Below are 22,478 nucleotides of genomic sequence, written 5' to 3'. Positions count from 1 at the left end.
CGGCAGGGCAACCGGGGACCAGCGACAATGAAGATTCTCGTGACCGGCAGTTCGGGTCACCTGGGTGAGGCACTGATGCTGCGCTTGCAGCAGACGAACCACGAGGTCGTCGGCCTCGATACGACGGCGTCGGTCTTCACCCGCCACCAGGCATCGGTCACCGACCCGGTGGCCGTCGCCGAAGCGATACGCGGGGTCGATGCTGTTGTGCACACCGCGACGCTGCACAAGCCGCACGTCGCGACCCACACCCGGCGGGAATTCGTCGATACGAACATCACCGGCACGCTCAACCTTCTCGAGCACGCGGTCGCGGCCGGGGTGACCCGATTCGTCTACACCAGCACGACGAGCGCATTCGGGGACGCACTGGTTCCTGCTGCGCACGAACCCGCCGCGTGGATCACCGAGGACGTCGCGGACAGGCCCAAGAACATCTACGGCGTCACCAAAGCAGCCGCCGAAGACCTGTGTGAACTGTTTGCGCGCCGGCGCGGACTCCCCTGCGTGGTGTTGCGGACCTCGCGGTTCTTTCCGGAATCCGATGACAGCAAGGACATTCGGGACAGCTACGACGATGCCAACGCAAAGGTCAACGAATTCCTCTACCGCCGTGTCGATCTCGAAGATGTCGTCGAAGCCCACCTGCGGGCCATCGAGCGCGCACCTGTTATCGGGTTCGGGCGCTACATCATCAGCGCGACGTCGCCGTTCACCGTCGCGGATCTGCCGCAGTTGCGGCTGGACGCACCGGCGGTCGTGGCACGCTGCGTGCCCGGGTACGTGGACGAATACCGGCGCCGCGGCTGGACCATGTTCCCGTCGATCGACCGGGTCTACGTCAACGACCGCGCCAGGACCGAACTGGGTTGGCACCCGCGGCACACCTTCGCCGAGCTGATCGGAGCACTCGCGCAGGGTCGCGAGTTCCGCAGTTCCCTGGCGCTGTCGGTCGGCTCGAAGGGATATCACTCGCAGGTCTTCTCCGACGGCCCATACCCGGTCGAATAGCGGCACTCCGCGATACTGGAGCTGTGATCGAACGCGTCGGCTCCCGTGAGGTCTACCGCAACGCCTGGATGTCTGTGCGCGAAGACGACATCCGTCGTCCCGACGGCACCACCGGCATCTACGGCGTGGTGGACAAGCCCACCTATGCCCTGGTGATCGCCCGCGACGGCGACCGCTACCGGATGGTGGAGCAGTTCCGCTACCCGATCGGGTTGCGGCGCTGGGAGTTTGTGCAGGGCACCGCGCCGGGCACCTTGGACGGCGACGAGCCTGCGCCCGGCGATCTGGCGGCGCAGGAACTCCGCGAGGAGACCGGGCTGCGTGCCGAGACGTGGGAGGTGTTGGGCCAGTTGGACGTCGCACCCGGGATGTGCAGCCAACGCGGCTGGGCCTACCTCGCGACCGGCATCACCGAGGGCGAACACGAACGTGAGCATGAGGAGCAGGACATGCACAGCGAGTGGTTCACCGCCGATCAGATCGAGGACATGATCCGCCGCGGCGACATCACCGATGCGCAATCGTTGGCGGCGTGGACGTTGTTGCGGTTGCACACGGGCCGATAAGCGATCCTGCCAACTCCGATAAACATCGCGCCACCTGGGATGACGCCGTTTCGGGCGCCTGTTGATCTGGGCATCGCACCCAGGCACCCAGCAGGAGGCAACGGCATGAAAACGATGAGCAGTAGTACACGGCAGGCACTGGGCCGTTACGTTCTCGCAGGCGCACTCGGAGTCGGAGTCCTGGTGTCCCCGATCGTGTGGTCGTTCGCCGAGGACACGCAGAAGGCGCTGCCGGAAACCGTTGTGGCATCGCACAACAACCACGGCATCGATCAGCTGCAGTGGCTCCAGGACATCCAGCCGCACGCGCAGGCGCCACGGGTCGACACCACGGTGCACCAGAGCCAGTAGTCGGCGTCACAGACCGACTGTGTTGCGCGAGAAGAATTTTCACACTTGATCTCAACTTAGGTTGAGGTTCTAGCGTCGACAGCATGACCCAACCAGAAGTGATCGTCGACCGCGTCGTCCTGCAGGACGGCTTCGTCCCAGTGATAGACATCAGCAGCGCCCGCACCGGCGACCCGACGCACCGCCAGGCGGTGGCCGATGCGATCGGCCGGTGCTGCGAGACGAGCGGCTTCCTGATCCTGGTCGGGCACGGCGTGCCGTACAAGGCCATCAACGACGTCAACCGCGCCCTGCGCGAATTCTTCGCGCTACCGCAGGCCGAAAAGGACAGCGTCCGAGCACTTCCGGGCGACCCGCTGGCCCGTGGATTCAGCAGCGCGGGCAAGCTCGCGGCCACCAACGATGGCGCGGACGTCGCGGCCGAACACCAAGCGCCGGACCGGGTCGAGAAGTTCGTCCACTTCCCGCTGGGCAACCCGGAGGGTCTGGGCGGCGACGGCTGGACCGACGAGCGGGTGGCCGTCGCCGACCGCTGGCCCGACCTCCCGGGATTCCGCGCGGCCTACGAGCGCTACTACGCCGAAATGGAATTACTGGCGACCGAATTGTCGCGGCTGTTCGCGCTTGCCCTCGGCCTGCGCGAGGACTGGTTCGACGCGTCGATCGACCGCCACAACTCCAACCTGATGGCCAACTACTACCCGGCCGACAATCGGCCGGCCGGCGAAGTCCGGCTGAGCCAGCACAGCGACTGGGGCAATCTCACGATCCTGTTGCAGGACGAATCTCAGCGCGGGCTACAGGTTCGGGGTGACCAAGGCGAATGGATCGATGTGCCCATCGTCCCCGGATCATTCGTCATCAACATCGGCGACCTGCTGGCCCGGTGGACCAACGACCGCTGGGTCAGCACCGTGCACCGTGTAGTGAGCAACGGCGCGGGCGGAGAGCGGTTCAGCCTGCCGTTCTTCCACCAGCCCAACTTCGACGCCGTCATCGAGTGCATCCCCACGTGCACGACGGCCGACAATCCGCCGCGCTACGCACCGGTGGTGTCGGGGCCCTATCTGCTCGACAAGTTCAAGCTCGCCTACGCGCTCTGAGTTACCGCGTCACCGAACAGGTTCTCGGACAACGGCGTCGGAGAACCGAATCGGTGCGCCGTCACGGCGATCGCCTGCTCGTGCAGGAATGTCAGCAGCTCGACGCGCCCGGCTTCGACAACCGGCCCCGCGTAGAGCGCGGTGCCGACAGCGCCGGCACTGTCGCGCGCGAACTGTTCGCGGCTGCCGCCGAGCAGGCGAACCCGTCCAGGTGCGTTGCCGCGCAGGGTGTTCCGCCACGACACCGCATCCTCCACCCGGTAGACGACGCCGGCGGTGGCCAGCGTGCCGGCGATCGCCGGAGCGAGCGGAACCGGGGTGGAGACGGTCACGCGGGAGCCGGCCAGGATGCCCGCGCCGACCACGCGCAACAAGGCTGCCGGATCGGCATTCTCGGCGCGCACCGTGACCGGGACGGGCAGGTACCGGAAGACGTTCTTCTCCGCCATCAGACCGGAGACATCGCGCGCGACGCCGAACTCCGTCGCCCAGGCATGTGCGTCGGCTCCGAAGGACCGTTCGAGGAAATCGATTTCCGCGGAATCCAGCGCGAAAGTCTGTGCGGCGTCGAGGATCGCTTGTACGGCCGGCGAAACCGGAGCAGTCTGGGTCGCCGGCGCGGAACGCCAGTCACTCAGCCCGACAAGGTAGTTCGGGCCGCCCGCCTTCGTGCCCGCACCGACCGCCGATTTCTTCCACCCGCCGAAGGGCTGACGCTGCACGATCGCGCCGACGGTCGAGCGGTTCACATAGGCGTTGCCCGCCTCGACCCGGTCGAGCCAGTGTTCGATCTCCTCGCGGTCCAGACTGAAGAGGCCTGCCGTCAGTCCATAGTCGACCTGATTCTGGATGGCGATCGCCTCATCGAGATCGGCGGCGGCGATGAGGCCCAGAACCGGTCCGAAGTATTCGGTGAGGTGGAACTCCGAGCCGCGCCGAACCCCGGTCTTCACTCCCGGCGACCAGAGCCGGCCGGTGTCATCGAGTTGGCGGGGCTCCACCAGCCACTGCTCCCCCGGTCCGAGCTGCGTGAGCGCCTTCAGCAGTTTGCCGTGCGCGGGTTCGATGACGGGCCCCACCTGAACGGTCGGGTCCGACGGGTAGCCGACCTTCAGCGACGTGACGGCATCGACCAGCTGGTCGCGGAACCGCGCGGACCGCGCGACCGAGCCCACCAGAATGCCCAGCGACGCTGCCGAACACTTCTGTCCGGCATGCCCGAAGGCCGAGTACACCAGGTCTTTCACCGCGAGATCGAGATCGGCATGGGGAGTGACGATGATGGAGTTCTTGCCGCTGGTCTCGGCCAGCAGCGGCAGGTCGGGCCGGAAGCCGCGGAACAGTTCGGCGGTCTCGAACGCGCCGGTGAGGATCAGCCGGGCGACGCGCGGGTCCGATACCAACCGGGTGCCGAGATCGCCCTCGTCGAGATGCACCAACCGCAGCACGTCGCGCGGCACGCCGGCGTCCCAAAGTGCTTGCACCATGACGGATCCACACCGCCTGGCCTGCGTGGCGGGTTTGATGATGACGGGACTGCCCGCGGCCAGCGCGGCCAGCACCGACCCGGCGGGGATCGCCACCGGGAAGTTCCATGGCGGCGTCACCACCACCAATCCCGCAGGCACCGCGACGGCGCCGTCCACAGCATCGAGTTTTTCCGCCTGTGCCGCATAATAATTCGCGAAATCGATGGCCTCGGAGACCTCCGGATCGCCTTGATCCAGCGTCTTGCCGCACTCGGACGCCATCACCTCCAGCAACACCGCCCGCGCTGCCTGCAACGAGGCCGCCGCGCGCCGCAGGACCGCCGCCCGCTCAGCACCGGTCCGCTTCGCCCACACCGCACCCGCGGTGACGGCCTCGGCGATGATTCCGTCGAGCGCGGCCGTGCTCGTCACGGTGTGCTCGGCCACCAGCTCCACACCGGTCGACGACGCGGCGATCCGCTCGGTGATCGCCCGCCCCCACAACCGATTTCCGGGCAGCGCCGGATCGGTGTCGGCGACATTCGCGAACCGGCCGGCCGGGCACATTGCCGCGCGCGGATCGTCGGTACGGCGATCCTGACGACGGTTGGGCACCGGAATGACAGTCTCCCCCACGAGATCCGCGAGCGACGCGATGAACCGGTCCTTCTCGCGCTGGAACAGCGACTGGTCGTCGTGCAGCTCGAACACCGCCGACATGAAGTTGTCCTGGCTGGCACCTTCCTCCAACCGCCGCACGAGGTAGGCGATCGCGACGTCAAAGTCCTTGGGGTGCACCACCGGTACGTACAGCAATAGACCGCCGACGGTGCGCCGGACGGCTTCGGCCTGGGCCTCCGCCATCCCCAGCAGCATCTCGAACTCCACCCGGTCCCGGACGCCGCGACGCCCCGCGAGCGTCCACGCGTACGCGATGTCGAAGAGGTTGTGCCCGGCGACACCGATCCGCACGTTCGCCGTGTGTTCGGGCCGCAGCGCGTAATCCAGCACCCGTTTGTAATTGGTGTCCGTGTCCCGTTTGGTCGGCAGGGTCGCCACGGGCCAGCCGTGCAGCGAGGCCTCCACGTGTTCCATGGGCAGGTTGGCGCCCTTGACCAACCGGACCTTGATGCCCGCGCCGCCCCGCTCGCGGCGCGCGCGAGCCCAGTCCTGCAGGCGCATCATCGCGCTCAGCGCATCGGGCAGGTAGGCCTGCAGCACGATCCCGGCTTCGAGGTCCAGCAGATCGGCCCGGTCGAGCAGCTTGGTGAACACCGCGATCGTCAACTCCAGGTCGCGGTACTCCTCCATGTCGAGGTTGATGAACTTCTTCGTCGGCGCGGTCGCCGCCTGCGTGAACAACGGCAGCAGGTTCTGCGCGATGTGGTCGACGGCTTCATCGAACGCCCACGGCGAGTGCGGTGGCACGGTGGCCGAGACCTTGATCGACACGTAGTCGACGTCGGGGCGGGCGAGCAGCCGTTCGGTGCCCTGCAGCCGTCGGGCCGCCTCGGCCTGGCCGAGCACGGCCTCACCGAGCAGGTTGATGTTGAGTCCGACACCACGGCTGCGGATCCGTGCGATGGATCGTCCGAGACGGGCATCGGTTGCGTCGACGAGAAGGTGACCGACCATCTGGCGCAACGCCTTCCGGGCGACTGGGATGACCAGGCCGGGCGCGATCACCGACACCAGGGCGCCGAGCTTGATCAACAGCCGTTCGTGCAGCGGCAGGAAGGCAGGCGCGTTGCGCGCGAGGGCCCGGAGGTTGGCCGCCGCGACGCGATGGTCTTCGGGCCGGATCACCCGGTCGACGAAGCCGACGGTGAAATCCAGGCCGTGCGGATCGCGCAGGACGTCGGCCAACCGTCTGCCGGCCGGGGCGACAGGCAGGCGGGCGGCGTCGTCGAGCCAGGACCGGACCTGACTCACGACATCGGTCAGCAGATCTTCGTCACTGCCTAGCTGGGTCATCTGCCCATCATGAGCTCGTCAGACACTTAAAATAAAGCGATGATTTCTGACAGAAAAGATTAAGCAGAAATGAAACATCAGCGCGCTGATCTGCTCGACACCCGACGGCTGCGTCTGCTGCACGAGCTGAGCCTGCGTGGCACGTTGTCCGAGGTCGCCGAGGCACTGCACCAAAGCCCGTCGTCGATATCGCAGGCGCTGAGCCAGCTCGAACGCGAAGTCGGCGTGCCGCTGCTCGAAAAGGTCGGGCGCCGGCTGCGGCTCACGCCCGCCGCCGAGGTGCTCGTCGAACACACCGCGGTCATCTTGGCGCGGCTCGAGCAGGCCGCCTCCGATGTCGCGGTGCAGAGCGACGAGGCGTCCGGCACCGTTCGGCTGGCCGTCTTCCAATCGGCGGCCTCGGCCTTCATGCCGCAGATGTTGACGGAGCTGGCGACCCGCCATCCGCGGCTGCGCGTGACCATGTCGCAGCGCGAACCGGAGCAGGCGCTCTACGAGACCTGGCTGCGCGAGTTCGATCTCGTGATCGCCGAGGAGTATCCGGGGCACGCCGCGCGCGCGTATCCCGATCTGCACCGGGCACCGCTGACCACCGACCTGCTGCGGCTGGCCGTCCCACCGAGCGGAGACCCCTGGGACCGCATCTCGTCGGTCGAGGATGCCGCCGACCTGCCGTGGACGATGGAGCCCGAAGGCACCGCTTCCCGGCACTGGGCCGAACAGCTCTGCCGGAAAGCAGGTTTCGAGCCCGACGTCCGCTTCGAGACCGACGATCTCGAAGCCCAGATCGCCCTGATCGAGAACGGCAACGCCGTCGCCATCCTGCCCGACCTGATGCGCGTCCGGCGCCGTCCCGATGTCCGCGTCATCGACGTCGATCCGCGTCGGCGCGTGGTGTTCACGGCGACGCGGACCGCCATCAGCAAGACGCCGGCCATCGTGGCGTGCCGGGCCGCACTGGCTTCGGCCGTGCCCGCGCAGCTCGATGTCGACTGAACGCCCTAAATCGGGGTTTCCTTGGTGTCGTTGACGAACCTGTTCAGCAGCACGTCGAGCTGACGCAGATCGTCGGCGCTCCAGTCCGCGAGCGCACGCGCCAGGTGTTCGCGGCGCACTTCCTGCAGTGCGTCGGCCGCCCGCTGCCCCGCCGCGGTGACCTGCACGATGGACACGCGACCGTCATTGCCGTCGGCGTGCCGGGTCACGTGCCCGGCGTCGACCAGGGCCTGCACCCGCCGCGTGGTCATGCCGACGTCCATGTGCGCGGTGGTCGCCAACTGCCCGACGGGCTGCGGCCCGTCATCGATCAGCACCCGCAGCAGCGCGTACGACGGCTGCGACAGTTCGGTGTCGGCACTGGCGGCCTGCCGCTTGAAGGCCGCACGGCTCAAGCTCAACCGCACCACCTGGGCGAGGGCGGCGCTGATCGAATCCACCGACTCCATCTTGCGTTTCGACGCCCTAATCGAGACCATGGCGCGCTCCGTTCTGCAGGTCCCGGACGCAGGCCCGCACGGGTTGATCCTCGTTCTCGTCCGCACGGACCGGCGGTAGTACCACCCCGTCCGCGATGCCGTCGTACTTGGCACGCAGCAGATCCGGTAGCTGATCGTATCGCCCGGCGGTCACGAGCTGATCGAGTACGGCGTCGTCGAGGACGGCGGGCAGGTCTTCCCACCGTTGCTGTTTGATGAGGGCGCGAAGGTCGTCGGCCAAGGCGTGCCAGCCTTTTCGTTTCAGTGTCGCCGCGTAGGCGGGGGTCGAGAGCAGGAAGGCCAGCATCCGGCGTTGGCGCTCGCGGTCCTGCGCGACCAGCAGGTCGGTGCTGCCGGTGGCGACCGCGGTCGATGCCACGAGCGCCGGCAGTTCCGCGCGACCCGCCGCCGCGGCCCCACGCTGAAGTGCCGGGCGGACAACGTCTCTGAGGTAGTCCGGGTCGGAATTGGTGGAATGGGTGACGACGCCGTCCGCCACCCCGCCGGCCAGTTCACACATGCGTCCGTTGACTGCGCCCAGCCAGATGCGTGGTGGCGCGAGGTCATTCGGCCCCGGGTTGAAGTACGGCTGGAGCCGGGTGATGCGGTAGGCGTCGCCCTCGTGCCGGACGGGCTCGCCAGTGCGGAACGCTTCGAAGATCGCCTTGAGGGCACCGACGTATTCGGCCATCCGGGCCCGCGGTTCGCTCCAGGGCATGCCGAAGCGGTCTTCGATGTTCTGGCGGATCTGGGTGCCCAGGCCCAATTCGAAGCGCCCACCCGAGAAGGTCTGCAGGTCCCAGGCCGCGTAGGCGGTGAGCATGGGGCTGCGGACGAAAGCCAGGGTGACGGCCGTGCGGATGGTCAGCCGCTCGGTGTGTTCGGCGGCCAGTAGTGCCACGGCTAGCGAGTCATGCGTCGTCTCGGCGATGTGCAGGCCGTCGAAGCCAAGTCGCTCGATCCGGCGTGCGTAGGCCGGCACCTGGGTCAGCGGCAGCTCAGGCGACATGGCGGCGAATACCTGCATACGCCAGGACGCTAGCCAGCTTGGTTGACATTGTCAATTGATTGACAATGTCAACTAAAGCTACTTACGTTGTGGCCGCTCCCATTCCGACTCCACGCTCGAGGAACACCTGTGTCGCGTTTCTACTTCGACTGGTCCAACTACTTCACGATGCTGCGTCTGCTGCGCCGTGACGCCCGTTCACAGCGCCGGTGGGCGCCCTTCGTGCGATTCGCCGCCGGGGTACCACTGATGGCCGGCCTGCATGCGCTGTGCTTCGCACTCGACCCGCTCCTGTTTCCGTCATTGCGCCGCACCGAGGTTCGCGCCCCCACGTTCTGTATCGGGCACGCGCGCAGCGGCACGACGTACCTGCACCGCTTGATGGCACAGGACCAGCAGTTCAGCTACGCCCTGATGTATGAGCTGTTCTTCCCGTCGCTACTGGAAAAGAAGCTGCTGCGCTTGTTGTTTCGTGTCGACGCGGCGACCGGCGGGAGGTTGCGTCGCCGGCTCGACGAGATCGAGGAGCGGGCTTTCGCGCCGACCGAGGACATCCACAAGACCGGTTTCTTCGTGCCCGAAGAGGACGACGCGTTCCTGACGTGGTCGCTGAGTTCCGGATTCTGGATCGTGGCGTTCCCCTACATGGGCGAGTTGGACTTCTATCACGTCGACCGCTGGCCCGCGGCGAAGCGGCGCCGCATGATGGCGTTCTACAAGGAATGCGTGCGGCGCCAGATCGCCCTGAACGGCGGCGGCACCCACCTGAGCAAGAACCCGACCTTCTGCGGCCGCGTGGAGACCCTGATCGAGACCTTCCCCGACGCGAGAATCATTGTGCCGATGCGCAATCCGTACGAGACCATTCCGAGCCTGCTGAAACTGATGCAGACCGAATGGTCGCTTCGCGGGCGCGATGACCAGCTCGTCGCCGGCTCGCTGCGCGTACTCGCCGACCAATCGGTCGACACCTACCTGCATCCGCTCGAAGTGCTGGCGCGCCATCCCGAGGTGCGGGCGAGCGTCGTCGACTACCGCGAACTCGTCGGCGCGCCGTCCGCGACCATGCGCCGCGTCTATGCCGACCTCGACCTCGACGTCGGCGCAGAAGCCGAGCAGGCCTTCACCGCCGCCGAACGCCGGCCCGGCCACGAGACGACGCACCGGTACAGCCTGGCCGAGTTCGGGCTCGATCCGAATGACATTCACCGGCGACTGGCCGGCCTGTTTGACGAATACCACTGGGCCACCCTGGTAGAGGACAAAGGAGAAAGCAACGCTCATGTCAGCTGAACTCGAAACGATGCGCGCGGCGTGGACCGACATGATGGCCGCGCTGAACCGCGCCCGCGATGCCGTCGACTCCCCCGACCTGCACGCACCACCCGTGACAGCCCTCGGGGTCGCCGAAGGCTACCGGTACCTCATGGGTTTCGCGTTCAGCGCCATCGAACGCGCCTTCCACGAAGACCCCGCGTTCCCCTATTTCCGCCGCACCATCCAGCCCGTCGACAAAGCCACCATCGACAACGCCGACGCGCTGTACCTGTCGGCGGCGATCGACGGCGCCCACAATTACCTGATCCGCGGATCATTGGGACCAAATGCACCGCACTACCTCATCTTTGAGACGCACACGGTGTATGCGGGCGATACCGGCACGTTGGCCGAGCTGGGGCCGGGTGGGCGCGTCGTCACCGGGATGCTGGACTCTGCAACGCTTCTCGTCGACGACGGCGGCCGGTTCGAAATCCTGCTGGCCCCGGAGCGGCCGGCCGGCCACACCGGCAATTTCATCGCCACGGCGTCCGACGGGAACACCGCCGGATATGTCATCGCGCGCATGCTCTTTCATGACTGGGAGCACGAAACCTGCCCCGATCTGCACATCGCGCAGATCGGCGCCGAGGGCACGCATCCGGCAGCGCTGACACCGTCGTCCACGGCGGCCCGGCTACGGCGCACCGGTGAACTCGTCGAGAATCAGATGAAGTTCTGGAATGAGTTCTACGACGTCGTCCTCGAAGCACACGGCGACAAGAACGGCGACGGCATCACCTTCATGCCCCGCAACGCACTCAACGCACCCATGCCCGCCAACCTCGCGACGGGCGGCGGCCAGTGCACCAACGTCTACTCGGGCGGTACCTACGATCTGGGACCCGACGACGCACTGCTGGTCGAGCTCAATGTCCCTGTGCCACCGGCATATCTGGGTTTTCACCTGTCGAACCTCTGGGGTGAGTCACTCGACTACGCCAATCACGTCAGCAGCCTCAACGGATTTCAGACCGAACCCGACCTGGACGGCCGGCTGCGCTACGTCATCACCGGTGTCGATCCCCAGGTGCCGAATTGGCTTGACACCGCGGGACATTCGCAGGGCTTCCTCACGGTGCGGTGGACGTACAGCGCGCCGCCCGCGGAGTTGCCGACGGCGACAGTGACGGTGATCAGCCGCGACGAGGTGCGCAAGCATCTGCCCGAATCCACCCGCACCGTCAGCGCCGACGAACGTCGCGAGCAGATCAGAATCCGGCAGGAGCACGTCCAGCGGCGCTACCGCCAGTACTGATCGCGGGGTCACCACCCACTCGCGAGATGGGGGTACCTCCCGCTTGCGAGCAGACGCAAAGCTGTCCCTCTTCTCGAGAAGAGGGACAGCTTTGCGTCTGCTCGCGGAAGAACTAAGCCAAGCGGGAAACCGCGGCGGCGATGCGCTCGTCGGTCGCGGTGAGTGCGATGCGTACGAACTGCTCGCCCGCGGGGCCGTAGAACTCGCCGGGGGCGACGAGGATGCCGCGTTCGGCCAGCCACGCGACCGTTGCGCGTCCGGACTCACCGCGGGTGGCCCACAGGTAGAGGCCGGCCTCGGAGTGCTCGACGGTGAAGCCGGCGCCCCGGACCGCCGCCAGCAGCGCGTCGCGGCGCTTGGCGTACCGGTCGCGCTGGACGCGTTCGTGTTCGTCGTCGTCGAGGGCCGCGACCATCGCGGACTGCACGGGCGTCGGGACGATCATCCCGACGTGCTTGCGCACCGCCAGCAGTTCCGCGACAAGTTCCGGGTCGCCGGCGACGAAACCGGCGCGGTAGCCGGCCAGCGAGGAGGTCTTGGACAGCGAGTGCACGGCCAGCAGACCGGTGTGGTCGCCGTCGCAGACGTCGGGATGCAGCACCGACAACGGCTGGGCATCCCACGACAGGCCGAGGTAGCACTCGTCGGACGCGACGACGACGCCGCGCTCACGCGCCCAGCCGACAACCTTGCGCAGGTGGTCGACACCCAGCACCCTGCCGGTCGGGTTGCTGGGCGAGTTGAGGTACACCAGCGCGGGCACCTGGGGCCCGACCTGGGTCAGCGAATCGGCCCGCAGTACCTGTGCGCCGGCCAGCCGCGCGCCGACGTCGTACGTCGGGTAGGCCAGCTCGGGCACCACGACGGTGTCGGCGGCTCCCAAACCGAGCAGCGTCGGCAGCCAGGCGATGACCTCTTTGGTGCCGATGACGGGCAGTACCGCCTGCTCCGGCAGGCCGGTGATGCCGTAACGGCGCTGCAGGGCAGCCACCGCCGACGCGCGCACGGCCGGCGTACCGGCCGTCGTCGGGTAACCCGGTGAGGCACTGGCAGCGGCCAGCGCGTCCCGGATGACATCGGCGACCGGATCCACCGGCGTGCCGACGGACAGATCGACGATGCCGTCCGGGTGGGCACGAGCGGTCGCGGTCGCCTCCGCCAGGGTGTCCCAGGGGAACACCGGCAATGCGGCCGAGACCTTGGCTCTAGCGGACAGGGTCACTCGCCCTGCGGCGCGAGATCCTTGACCGCCTGCGGGTCGTTGTCGGTCTGGCCGACCTTCGACGCACCACCCGGCGAGCCGAGCTCGGCGAAGAAGTCGGCATTGTTCTGGGTGTACCCGCTCCACTGATCGGGGACGTCGTCCTCGTAGTAGATGGCCTCGACGGGGCAGACGGGCTCGCACGCGCCGCAGTCCACGCACTCATCGGGGTGGATGTACAGCATGCGTGCACCCTCGTAGATGCAATCGACCGGGCATTCTTCGATACATGCCTTGTCTTTGACGTCGACGCAGGGTTCGGCAATGACGTACGTCACCGGTAGTTCTCCTGTTCCAGTGGGCTGCTGGCTCGTCAGGATTACAACGAGCAGACGTCAGTATGGTGCGCCCGTACCGAAGCGTCTGGCTCAGTGTTACCTAACTTTACGCGCCGCCCGGGAAGGGTGGCGCGTGGTTACTGATACTAGACGTTGCACATACCGTCCGACTAGTTCCCACCACAGCTTTTTACGCGTGTCATTTTTGGCTTTGCAATTTGTTGCATAGGACCGTCGGTAGCACCTACGCTCATGCCGTGGCCCTCCCCCACGCCATCCTCGTGGCGTTGTGCGAACAAGCCGGTTCCGGTTACGAACTGGCCAGCCGGTTCGACCGATCGATCGGCTACTTCTGGGCCGCCACTCACCAGCAGATCTACAAGACGCTGCGCACCATGGACACCGAAGGCTGGGTCAGTGTCGAGGTCGTCGCGCAGCACGGCCGTCCGGACAAGAAGGTCTATTCGGTGACCGACGCCGGCCGGGCCGAACTCGAACGCTGGATCGCCGAACCGCTCACCGGCCGTGGTAGTTCCGTGACCGACGCTCGCACCCGCGAACTCGCGGTTAAGCTGCGCGGCGCGACGTACGGCTCCGCGAACAGCACCGCCGCCCTGCGCGAGCAGATTCGCGCGCTGCGCGCCGAACGCGCCGCGCTGCTCGACACCTATCGCGGCTACGAAAAACGTCAGTTCCCCGATCCCTCCGCACTGACCGCCAGCGCGCTGCACCAATACCTGGTGCTGCGCGGCGGTATCCGCGCCGAGCAGGGATCGGTGGACTGGTTGGACGAAATCCTGTTCGCCCTAGAAGGAACACCATGACCAACCCCTATCCGAACCTGTTGTCGCCGTTGGACCTTGGCTTCACCACGCTGCGCAATCGAGTGATCATGGGCTCGATGCACACCGGCCTCGAAGACCGCGCCCGCGACACCGGAAAGCTGGCCGAGTACTTCGCCGAGCGGGCCCGCGGCCGTGTCGGCCTGATCATCACCGGCGGCTACGCCCCCAACCGCACCGGCTGGCTGCTGCCGTTCGCCGCCGAGATGCTGTCGTCGAGCGACGCCCGCCGGCACCGCCGGATCACAGGCGCGGTGCACGCCGAAGGCGGCAAGATTCTGCTGCAGGTACTGCACGCGGGACGCTATGCGTACCACCCGCTTTCGGTCAGCGCGTCGTCGATCAAGGCCCCCATCAACCCATTCCGGCCGCGGGCCCTGCGCGATGTCGAGGGCACCATCAATGACTTCGTGCGGTGCGCGCTGCTGGCCCGCGAAGCCGGGTACGACGGCGTCGAGATCATGGGCAGCGAAGGCTATCTGCTGAACCAGTTCCTGGCGCCGCGCACCAACAAGCGCACCGACGCCTGGGGCGGCACACCCGAGAAGCGCCGCCGCTTCCCGGTCGAGATCGTCCGCCGCACGCGCGAGGCCGTCGGCCACGACTTCATCATCTGCTACCGGCTGTCGATGGCCGACTACGTCGAGGACGGCCAGACGTGGGAGGAAATCCTCACGCTGGCAACGGAAATCGAAGCCGCTGGGGCGACGATCATCAACACCGGCATCGGTTGGCACGAAGCGCGCGTACCCACCATCGTCACGTCGGTCCCCAACAGCGCGTTCGCGGACATCAGCAACGCGGTGGCGCAACACGTCACCATCCCGGTGGTCGCGTCCAACCGGATCAACATGCCCCAGTCCGCCGAACAGATCCTGGCCGACGGTGCGGTGCAACTGATCTCGATGGCGCGACCGCTGCTGAGCGACCCGGATTGGGTCCGCAAGGCACAGCGCGATGCCGCCGACGAGATCAACACCTGCATCGCCTGCAACCAGGCCTGCCTGGACCACGCGTTCGTGCACAAGACCGTGTCATGCCTGCTGAATCCGCGGGCCGGGCACGAAACCACGTTGGTACTGGGCAAGACTCGGGTGACGAAGCGCGTCGCAGTCGTCGGCGCCGGCCCCGCCGGCCTGGCCGCCGCCGTCACCGCCGCCGAGCGCGGCCACGATGTGACACTGTTCGAGGCCGGCGACCACATCGGCGGCCAATTCGATTTGGCCCGAAGGATTCCCGGCAAAGAGGAGTTCAACGAGACCCTCCGCTACTACACCACGATGCTGGCCAAGCACCGCGTGGATGTCCGGCTGAACACCCGGGCGTCGGCCGACGAACTGTCCGGCTACGACGACGTCGTGCTCGCCACCGGCGTCGCGCCGCGCATGCCTGCGATCCCGGGCATCGATCATCCGATGGTGCTGTCGTACGCGGAGGCCCTCACGGGCGCAGCGGTCGGCAAGCGCGTGGCGGTGATCGGCGCCGGCGGAATCGGTTTCGACGTCAGCGAGTTCCTCACCGTCGACGAATCGCCCACCTTGAACCTCAAGGAATGGCGCGCCGAGTGGGGCATCGCCGACGGCGGCGACTCCCGCGGCGGGTTGGCCACGCCGATCCCGCTGCCACCGGCCCGCGAGGTGTACCTGCTGCAGCGCACCAAGGGCGCCCAGGGACGCGGGCTCGGCAAAACTACGGGCTGGGTGCACCGGGCATCGGTCAAAGCCAAAGGCGTCCAGCAGCTTTCCGGCGTGAACTACGAGAAGATCGATGACGCCGGCCTGCACATCAGCTTCGGCCCCGACCGGTCCGATGCCCGCATCCTCGAGGTCGACAACGTGGTGATCTGCGCCGGCCAGGAGTCGGTGCGTGACCTCGAGGAAGGCCTGCGGCGCAACGGGATCACCCCACACGTCATCGGCGGTGCAGCGGTGGCCGCCGAGCTCGACGCCAAGCGCGCCATCCGCCAGGGCACCGAGTTGGCGGCCAAGCTCTAGTCGGCCGCTGTCCCGGCCACGGCCCTACGTCGAGCGTGGGCGTTGCCGCGCTCCGTGCGGCGTGTCGTCACCACCAAGCGCCACGCTCGGCGTAGGACGGCCGCCTTGTCGGGTTCGGGCTACAGACTGAAGCCGCCCCAGACGGCTCGGGCCCCGGTGTGCCCGATCCGCACGATCTGGTAGATCGTGGCCACGCCGACGACCACAGCCAGCACCGCCACTATGACGCGGGCCAGCGTCTCCTTGTCCCCCAGTCGTGCACCCCAGCGGTGCAGGAAAGCCACGGCCAGCGACACCACGAGCAGACCGATGACGAAAAAGACTGCGGTATCGCCGAGTTCGGCGTGCTCACGCAGCACCGGGTTGTCGGGGAGCTGCTTGATCAGCGCCTCGCCGGCTTCGATGGCGAACGGCGTCAGGATGACCGTCGTCACCGACAACGCCAGCGTCAGCCAGACCAGCCGCTCCCGAGCGGCCGTCCACACGGCGCACAGGATCGTCAGGACAGCCGTCAGCGGCGTCAGGACGACGATCGCGTGCACCAGCAGCGGATGAGCGGGCAGGTCACCAATGGTGTTCACGCCTCACAGCGTGACACTCGTGGCGCGCGAGCGTGCGCAAAGTGCACGCGACACACCGCGAAAGCCCGTACAGACACGCCCGCTCGCGGGAGAGGGCGCGGGGCAGCACCCCTGCTCGCGGGAGAGGGCTAGGCCGCGAGGGGCGAGTAGTCGGTGCTGCGCTGGCGGGCCGGGCGGCCGATGCCTTCGGCGATGGCGACCAGCTCGGCGACGGTCTTGGCCGAGCCGTTCTCCGAACCGGCCATGCGGGAGATCGTCTCCTCCATCAGCGTGCCGCCGAGGTCGTTGGCGCCGCCCTGCAGCATCACCTGGGTGCGCTCGACGCCAAGCTTGACCCATGAGGTCTGGATGCTCGGAATCCGGCCGTGCAGCATTATCCGCGCCAGTGCGTGCACGGCGCGGTTGTCGCGGTGCGTCGGGCCCGGGCGCGCCCCGCCGGCCAGATATAGCGGGCTGCTCTGGTGCACGAACGGCAGCGGCACGAACTCGGTGAAACCGCCTGTGCGGTCCTGGATTCCGCGCAGCACGTTGAGGTGTCCCACCCAGTGCTTGGGGGTGTCGACGTGCCCGTACATCATCGTCGACGACGACCGCAGCCCCACCTCGTGCGCGGTGGTCACCACGTTGATCCACTCGGCGGTCGGCAGCTTGCCCTTGGTCAGCACCCAGCGGACCTCGTCGTCGAGGATCTCGGCCGCGGTGCCCGGGATGGTGTCCAGGCCGGCCTCGCGCAGCGACGTCAGCCACTCCCGCACCGACATGCCGCTGCGCGTGACGCCGTTGGCGATCTCCATGGGCGAGAAGGCATGCACGTGCATCGACGGCACCCGCTTCTTCACTGCGCGGACCAGGTCGGCATATCCGGTGACGGGCAACTCGGGGTCGATGCCGCCCTGCATGCAGACCTCGGTGGCCCCGGCGACATGCGCCTCCCAGGCCCGGTCGGCGACCTCGTCGGTCGACAGTGAGTACGCGTCGGCGTCACCCTTGCGCTGCGCGAAGGCGCAGAACCGGCAGCCGGTGTAGCAGATGTTGGTGAAGTTGATGTTCCGGTTCACCACGAACGTGACATCGTCGCCGACGACTTCCCGCCGCAACGAATCCGCCAGCGCCGCAACGGCATCGAGCGCCGGACCGTCAGCGGTGGCGAGGGCAAGGTACTCGTCGTCGGAGCAGCCGCCCGGGTTGCGCTCCGCCGACCGCAGGGCAGCGAGCACGTCGGTGTCGATCCGCTCCGGCGCACGGGCCGCGAGCTCGGAGACCTTCTCCCGGATGGACTCCCAGTCGCCGAACGCGCTACCCAGGTCGCTGCGCGTCTCGGTCAGCCGGCCCTCGGTGTCGATCGCGGTGTGCAGATCGGTGCGGCCCAACGACTCTGACGCCTCGTCGGGTTCCTGCCACGGCAGACCGACGGGGTTGACGTCGCGCGCCCACCCGGTCTCCGGATCGGCCAGGGCGTCGACATGTCCGCGCACGCGCGGGTCGATCCACGCCGCCCCGGCCTGTACGTAGGACGGCTGCGCCGTCAGCCGCTGCACCAGGTCGTAACCGGCCTCGGCGGTGACGTCGGCCAGATCGTCGAGCGCCGGCCAGGGACGTTCGGGGTTGACGTGATCGGGGGTCAGCGGCGACACGCCACCCCAGTCGTCGACCCCGGCACCGATCAGCGCCAGGCACTCCTCGCGCGACACCAGATTCGGTGGCGCCTGGATCCGCATCTTGGGTCCGAGCACCAGTCGGGTCACCGCGATGGTGGCCAGGAAATCGTCGATCCCGGCATCGGGCGTCGCCGCCATGGCGGTGTGATCCTTGGCCCGGAAGTTCTGCACGATGACTTCCTGCACGTGCCCGAATTCCTTGTGCGACTTGCGGATCGCGTGCATGGTCTCGGCTCGCTCGGTGAGGGTCTCACCGATACCCACCAACAGGCCCGTCGTGAACGGGATGGACAGCCGGCCGGCGTCGTCCAAGGTGCGCAGTCGCACCGCCGGGTCTTTGTCGGGGCTGCCGTAGTGCGCCAGGCCCTTGGTCTCGAACAGCCGGCGCGACGTGGTCTCGAGCATCATGCCCATGGACGGTGCGACGGGCTTGAGCCGCGACAGTTCCGACCAGCTCATGACGCCGGGGTTCAGGTGCGGCAGCAGACCGGTTTCCTCGAGGACGCGAATCGCCATGGCCCGCACGTAATCCAGGGTCGAGTCGTAGCCACGCTCGTCGAGCCACTGCTTGGCCTCGTCCCAGCGGTCCTCCGGGCGGTCGCCGAGGGTGAAAAGCGCCTCCTGGCAACCCATCTCGGCGCCGCGGCGGGCGACATCGAGAATCTCGTCGGGCTCCATGTACATGCCCATGCCCTGCGTGCGCAGCTTGCCGGGCACCGTTACGAACGTGCAGTAGTGGCAGGTGTCGCGGCACAGATGCGTGACGGGGATGAACACCTTGCGCGAATACGACACCGGCAACCGGCCGGCGGCGCCGCGCCGTCCCGCTGCTTCGAGGCCGGCGTCACGGACGCGGGCCGCGCTCGCACAGAGGTCGACGAGGTCGTCGCCGCGGGCCGTCATCGCGATGGCGGCCTCGTCCACATTCAGTGACACACCATCACGGGCGCGGCGCAGGACGCGGCGCAAGGCGGACGACGGTGCGGGGACGGCGAGCGGTGGGACCACGGGAAGAGGCAGGTCTGCGCCGTTCTGGGGGTTCAGAGCCACTTCCGTGTAACCCCGCTGAAGTCGACGTTCATCCACGCGTCTCACATTCTGAAACCACTGCGCCTGGCATACCGGCCACAGTAGCGCCAGCAGGTCGGCGCGGCGCGCGCCCCATGCCCAGACACACACAGCAAACCCGCAGACTGTTAGCCGAATTTGGTGACGACCGCGTAAGTTCAGAGGGTCGGGACGCGATCATTTCGAGGAGCCATGGTGTCCGTTTCTGTCCGTTCGTATGTGATGGCGGGCGCCGCTGCTGCGACCGCCACGGCCCTCGCACTGACCCCGGTGCAGGTGGTTCCCGCCGACGTCGCGGTGCCGGCGCACCCGACCACAGTCCAACCGCACCTGACCGAGGCCATGGTCAAATTGCTGGCCGCGGCGAGCAACATGGCGCCGCCGGCGCCGAAGCTCCCTGCCGCGGGTGTCGTCCCCAAGGTGGGGCCGAACCCGTTGGCGGCCGCACCGTTGGCAGCCGGGCCGGTCGTCACCCCGCAGAACGCGGCCAGTGACTGGCTGACCAACGCGTACACCGGCATTCAGGCGTGGGTCGACTGGGGCGTCGACTACGCCACCGACGTTCTCTACTGGCTGAACTGGTTCGTGCCGTTCGCGGGCACGATCGCGGCGCAGACCGACATCTTCTACTGGACGCTGATCCGGCCCGTGTCGGACGACATCTTCTACCAGGCGGTCGTCCCGATCGTGAACGATCCGCTCAACCTGGGCGTGTGGGTCAACGGCATCGGCAATGCGATCCGCTACTCGGTCAATGACGTCATCAACTTCGGTATCGCGGAGTTCAACTACTTCTTCGGTTGGATCATCCCGCCGATTCCGCCGCTGCCGCCCATCGGCTCGCTGGCCGCCACGCAGACGACGCTCGAGTCGATCGCCAAGACGGTGCAGACCACGCTGACCAGCCTGGCCGCCGGCCTGGCCCCCGCCAAGGCCGCCGCGCAGACCGACCCGGCGACCAAGCTCGCGCCGACCGCCGCGCAGAACCCGGCGGACAAGGCTGCGGAAAAGTCCACCGAGAAGGCCGCGGAGACGCCGACGAAGGCGGACGACAAGGGCAAGGCCGACGACAAGGGCGCGCAGCCCGCGGGCACCGAGGCCGGACAGCAGGCCGAGCCCAAGGCGGACCCGAAGACCGAACCCAAGGCCGATCCGAAAGCCACCGACCCGAAGACCGAACCCAAGACCGACCCGAAGACCGAGCCCAAGACCGACGAGCCCAAGGCCGGCGCTCCGGCCGCCGGCGACCCCGCGGGATCGGCCCAGCCGCAGGACGAGGTCAAGGCGCCCAAGCCCACCAAGACCCGCGACAAGAAGCCCGGCGACAAGACCGAGGTCAAGAACAACAACGCCGGCGCAGATAACCAGACCGGCACCACCGGAACGACGAAGCCCGCCAAGGGCGACAAGGGCGGCGGCGGCAAGGCGAAGGGCGAGAAGGCCAAGGGTGAGAAGGGCGCCGGCCAGTCGCAGGGTGCCGCCGGCGGCCAGAAGGCCGGTTCGGGAAGTCACACAGCCAATAGCTGAGCCAGGCGCCCAGGTTCGCCTGCTCTTGTCACACGCCGATCACCGCCCTGACCGCAGAATCACCGACACCGTCGTTGGCTCTGCGTCAGCGGCGTCAGGCACTCAACCTTTACCGCCACAACCGCAGGATCAACCAGGCACCACGATCGACCCTGCGGCCACGGCGTCATCTACTCGATGGTTGTCGCCCTCAGTGCGGAGTCGATGCGGAAATGCCGCGTCGGTGCACACAGATCGTCCCTCCCGACGGTTCAGGCGACCTGGTCGCACATTCGCCGATTACGAGGCAGGCAGAGCGGACGCTAATCCGGCAGTGCGGCGCGCCGCTGAGCATGGCGCCACAGCACCACACCGGGCGGCGTCGCACCGAGGAGCAGGAAGATCAACGGTGAGGCCTGCATGATTCCGGCGCCGCCGAACACGACGTCATCGCCGGGGCCACCGAGCAGCAGGATCACGACGGTCGACAACCAGGCCCACATCGGGAGCGCGGCCAGGCGAGGGCGGGACGTCCACTGCAGGCCGGCCCAGACCAGGGCCGCGTTGACGAGACCACTGAGCAGGCCACTGATCGGGAACGGCACGGGGCCGAGATAGAGCGGTAGGAACAGTGCGCCGGCGACGGCCGACAAGGCGCCATCGAACGCCAGCACACCGAGCATCAATGAGCGCGCCCGACCGGAGTCGGCGCGCGGCGGGGCAGACGTCAGGTCGGGATGCTGTCGAGCAGCCCGACGAGGGAGCCGACGACCCACTGATAGTTGTCGCCGAGGCCCTGCAGGTGCTGCAAGTTGGGGTCCAGATCCGCGTCCATGGCGGCTACCCTACTCCCCCGCTTCCCGGTGTCACGCGAGGTTTATCCCGCTGAGTAGGTCAGTTTCCACACCACGGTCGTCGCGTTCGCCCGCCGTGCCGTCGACCAACAGGTAGTGCTCGACGGGGCTGATCGGCAGCGCGATGTTGTTGGACAGCGCAAAGACCCGGCCGCTCGGCTCGACCGTCACCTGCGTCTGGTGGGCCCGCATGGCGGCGACCTTGGCCGGCAGGCTGTCCTGCGCGTCGATGACGGCGTCGATGCGGTGACCGAGATCGAACGGCAGCGCACTGGCCGGGATCCGCACCCAGCTGTCGGGCAGCTCGACCTCGTTGATGGACTCCAGCGCCTCGGCCATCGACTCACCGTCCATCACGGTCCAGTAGAACTTCGGGACCTGCCACGGCTCGCCCGGATGACCGTCCCCGGCCGACGCGGCGACCGCAGCCGTCGTCACCCGGTGCGCCTGGACATGGTCGGGATGCCCGTAGCCGCCGTTGGGGTCATAGGTGACGACGACGTGCGGGCGGAAATCCCGCAGCACCGCCACCAGTTCGGAGACGGCCTCGTCCATGTCGGCGTCCGCGAACCGCTGACGGTGCCGCGCCGGGCTGCCTTCCATGCCGGAATCGCGCCAATGGCCGGCCCCACCCAGATACCGCGGCCGGTCGACGCCCAATTCCCTGAGCGCCGAAGTCAATTCGCCGATGCGGTAGCCACCCAGCTGGTCGGCTCCGTCGACCGCCAGCTGCGCCCACTGCGAACCGATGACCTCGCCCTCTTCGCCCAGCGTGCACGTGAGCACCCGCACGTCGGCGCCGCGGGCGGCGTAGTGCGCGATGGTCGCTCCGGTAGTCAGTGTCTCGTCATCCGGATGGGCATGGACGAACAGCAGCCGTGGGGTCTCCATGTCCCCCAGGCT

The 22,478-nt window shown here is 67.6% G+C and carries 19 protein-coding genes; 10 read left to right on the top strand and 9 right to left on the bottom strand.

Annotated features, from left to right (window positions below; translation table 11 throughout):
- Positions 1-27: 27 nt before the first annotated feature.
- The 4 genes from ACJH6J_RS16050 to ACJH6J_RS16035 all read left to right on the top strand — a co-directional run bounded on the left by ACJH6J_RS16050 (position 28) and on the right by ACJH6J_RS16035 (position 3,031).
- Positions 28-1,011, top strand: a complete 984-nt coding sequence (locus ACJH6J_RS16050) for an NAD-dependent epimerase/dehydratase family protein (RefSeq protein WP_406784223.1) — start codon at positions 28-30, stop codon at positions 1,009-1,011.
- A 68-nt stretch (positions 1,012-1,079) separates the two neighbouring features.
- Positions 1,080-1,577 (top strand): NUDIX hydrolase, encoded by a 498-nt coding sequence (locus ACJH6J_RS16045; RefSeq protein WP_318986276.1) that lies wholly within the window; start codon positions 1,080-1,082, stop codon positions 1,575-1,577.
- A 114-nt stretch (positions 1,578-1,691) separates the two neighbouring features.
- On the top strand, positions 1,692-1,928 hold the full coding sequence (locus tag ACJH6J_RS16040; RefSeq protein ID WP_318986215.1) for a hypothetical protein: 237 nt from the start codon (positions 1,692-1,694) through the stop codon (positions 1,926-1,928).
- Between the two features lie 83 nt (positions 1,929-2,011).
- Positions 2,012-3,031 (top strand): isopenicillin N synthase family dioxygenase, encoded by a 1,020-nt coding sequence (locus tag ACJH6J_RS16035; protein WP_406784222.1) that lies wholly within the window; start codon positions 2,012-2,014, stop codon positions 3,029-3,031.
- On the opposite strand, the gene ACJH6J_RS16030 is transcribed toward ACJH6J_RS16035, so the two are convergent.
- Complete coding sequence (locus tag ACJH6J_RS16030; RefSeq protein WP_406784221.1) at positions 3,019-6,474, bottom strand: proline dehydrogenase family protein; 3,456 nt, start codon at positions 6,472-6,474, stop codon at positions 3,019-3,021. The genes ACJH6J_RS16035 and ACJH6J_RS16030 overlap by 13 nt on opposite strands.
- Positions 6,475-6,543: 69 nt before the next feature.
- On the opposite strand from ACJH6J_RS16030, the gene ACJH6J_RS16025 reads away from it, so the two are divergent.
- A complete protein-coding gene (locus tag ACJH6J_RS16025; protein WP_318986218.1) occupies positions 6,544-7,470 on the top strand; it encodes a LysR family transcriptional regulator in 927 nt (308 codons plus the stop codon).
- A gap of 5 nt (positions 7,471-7,475) precedes the next feature.
- Here ACJH6J_RS16025 and ACJH6J_RS16020 read toward each other — a convergent pair whose 3' ends face one another.
- Both ACJH6J_RS16020 and ACJH6J_RS16015 read right to left on the bottom strand, forming a co-directional pair.
- On the bottom strand, positions 7,476-7,949 hold the full coding sequence (locus ACJH6J_RS16020) for a MarR family winged helix-turn-helix transcriptional regulator (RefSeq protein ID WP_318986219.1): 474 nt from the start codon (positions 7,947-7,949) through the stop codon (positions 7,476-7,478).
- Positions 7,936-8,976, bottom strand: a complete 1,041-nt coding sequence (locus ACJH6J_RS16015) for a TIGR03617 family F420-dependent LLM class oxidoreductase (protein ID WP_318986220.1) — start codon at positions 8,974-8,976, stop codon at positions 7,936-7,938. The genes ACJH6J_RS16020 and ACJH6J_RS16015 overlap by 14 nt, the downstream gene beginning before the upstream one ends.
- 150 nt (positions 8,977-9,126) lie before the next feature.
- Between ACJH6J_RS16015 and ACJH6J_RS16010 the strand changes: the two genes are divergently transcribed.
- Together ACJH6J_RS16010 and ACJH6J_RS16005 are read left to right on the top strand one after the other, a co-directional pair.
- The gene (locus ACJH6J_RS16010) at positions 9,127-10,251 is read left to right on the top strand and encodes a sulfotransferase (protein WP_406804216.1); all 1,125 of its coding nucleotides are present in this window, start codon (positions 9,127-9,129) and stop codon (positions 10,249-10,251) included.
- Positions 10,241-11,533 (top strand): hypothetical protein, encoded by a 1,293-nt coding sequence (locus ACJH6J_RS16005; protein ID WP_318986221.1) that lies wholly within the window; start codon positions 10,241-10,243, stop codon positions 11,531-11,533. Before ACJH6J_RS16010 ends, ACJH6J_RS16005 begins: the two co-directional genes overlap by 11 nt.
- A 112-nt stretch (positions 11,534-11,645) precedes the next feature.
- Here the strand turns inward: ACJH6J_RS16005 and dapC are convergent, their stop codons facing one another.
- Positions 11,646-12,749, bottom strand: a complete 1,104-nt coding sequence (dapC, locus tag ACJH6J_RS16000) for a succinyldiaminopimelate transaminase (RefSeq protein WP_406804215.1) — start codon at positions 12,747-12,749, stop codon at positions 11,646-11,648.
- Between the two features lie 2 nt (positions 12,750-12,751).
- Positions 12,752-13,072 (bottom strand): ferredoxin, encoded by a 321-nt coding sequence (fdxA, locus tag ACJH6J_RS15995; RefSeq protein WP_029121628.1) that lies wholly within the window; start codon positions 13,070-13,072, stop codon positions 12,752-12,754.
- 257 nt (positions 13,073-13,329) lie between these two features.
- Between fdxA and ACJH6J_RS15990 the strand changes: the two genes are divergently transcribed.
- On the top strand, positions 13,330-13,896 hold the full coding sequence (locus tag ACJH6J_RS15990) for a PadR family transcriptional regulator (RefSeq protein ID WP_406775587.1): 567 nt from the start codon (positions 13,330-13,332) through the stop codon (positions 13,894-13,896).
- A complete protein-coding gene (locus tag ACJH6J_RS15985) occupies positions 13,893-15,908 on the top strand; it encodes an FAD-dependent oxidoreductase (protein ID WP_406775586.1) in 2,016 nt (671 codons plus the stop codon). The genes ACJH6J_RS15990 and ACJH6J_RS15985 overlap by 4 nt, the downstream gene beginning before the upstream one ends.
- A gap of 119 nt (positions 15,909-16,027) precedes the next feature.
- On the opposite strand, the gene ACJH6J_RS15980 is transcribed toward ACJH6J_RS15985, so the two are convergent.
- Complete coding sequence (locus ACJH6J_RS15980) at positions 16,028-16,489, bottom strand: DUF2231 domain-containing protein (RefSeq protein ID WP_406804205.1); 462 nt, start codon at positions 16,487-16,489, stop codon at positions 16,028-16,030.
- A 128-nt stretch (positions 16,490-16,617) separates the two neighbouring features.
- A complete protein-coding gene (locus ACJH6J_RS15975; protein WP_406804204.1) occupies positions 16,618-19,197 on the bottom strand; it encodes a bifunctional FO biosynthesis protein CofGH in 2,580 nt (859 codons plus the stop codon).
- Positions 19,198-19,410: 213 nt separating this feature from the next.
- Here ACJH6J_RS15975 and ACJH6J_RS15970 point away from each other — a divergent pair, with 213 nt between their 5' ends.
- Positions 19,411-20,742 (top strand): hypothetical protein, encoded by a 1,332-nt coding sequence (locus ACJH6J_RS15970; protein WP_406804203.1) that lies wholly within the window; start codon positions 19,411-19,413, stop codon positions 20,740-20,742.
- Between the two features lie 302 nt (positions 20,743-21,044).
- Here ACJH6J_RS15970 and ACJH6J_RS15965 read toward each other — a convergent pair whose 3' ends face one another.
- Positions 21,045-21,497 (bottom strand): hypothetical protein, encoded by a 453-nt coding sequence (locus tag ACJH6J_RS15965; RefSeq protein WP_082761914.1) that lies wholly within the window; start codon positions 21,495-21,497, stop codon positions 21,045-21,047.
- A 90-nt stretch (positions 21,498-21,587) separates the two neighbouring features.
- Positions 21,588-22,475, bottom strand: a complete 888-nt coding sequence (gene mshB / locus ACJH6J_RS15960) for an N-acetyl-1-D-myo-inositol-2-amino-2-deoxy-alpha-D-glucopyranoside deacetylase (RefSeq protein ID WP_406804214.1) — start codon at positions 22,473-22,475, stop codon at positions 21,588-21,590.
- Between the last annotated feature and the right edge of the window lie 3 nt (positions 22,476-22,478).

The organism is Mycobacterium sp. SMC-18 (assembly GCF_045310895.1).
Lineage (GTDB): Bacteria > Actinomycetota > Actinomycetes > Mycobacteriales > Mycobacteriaceae > Mycobacterium.
The sequence above is the reverse complement of the archived record's forward strand: the minus strand, read 5'-3'. Positions and strand labels throughout refer to the sequence as shown.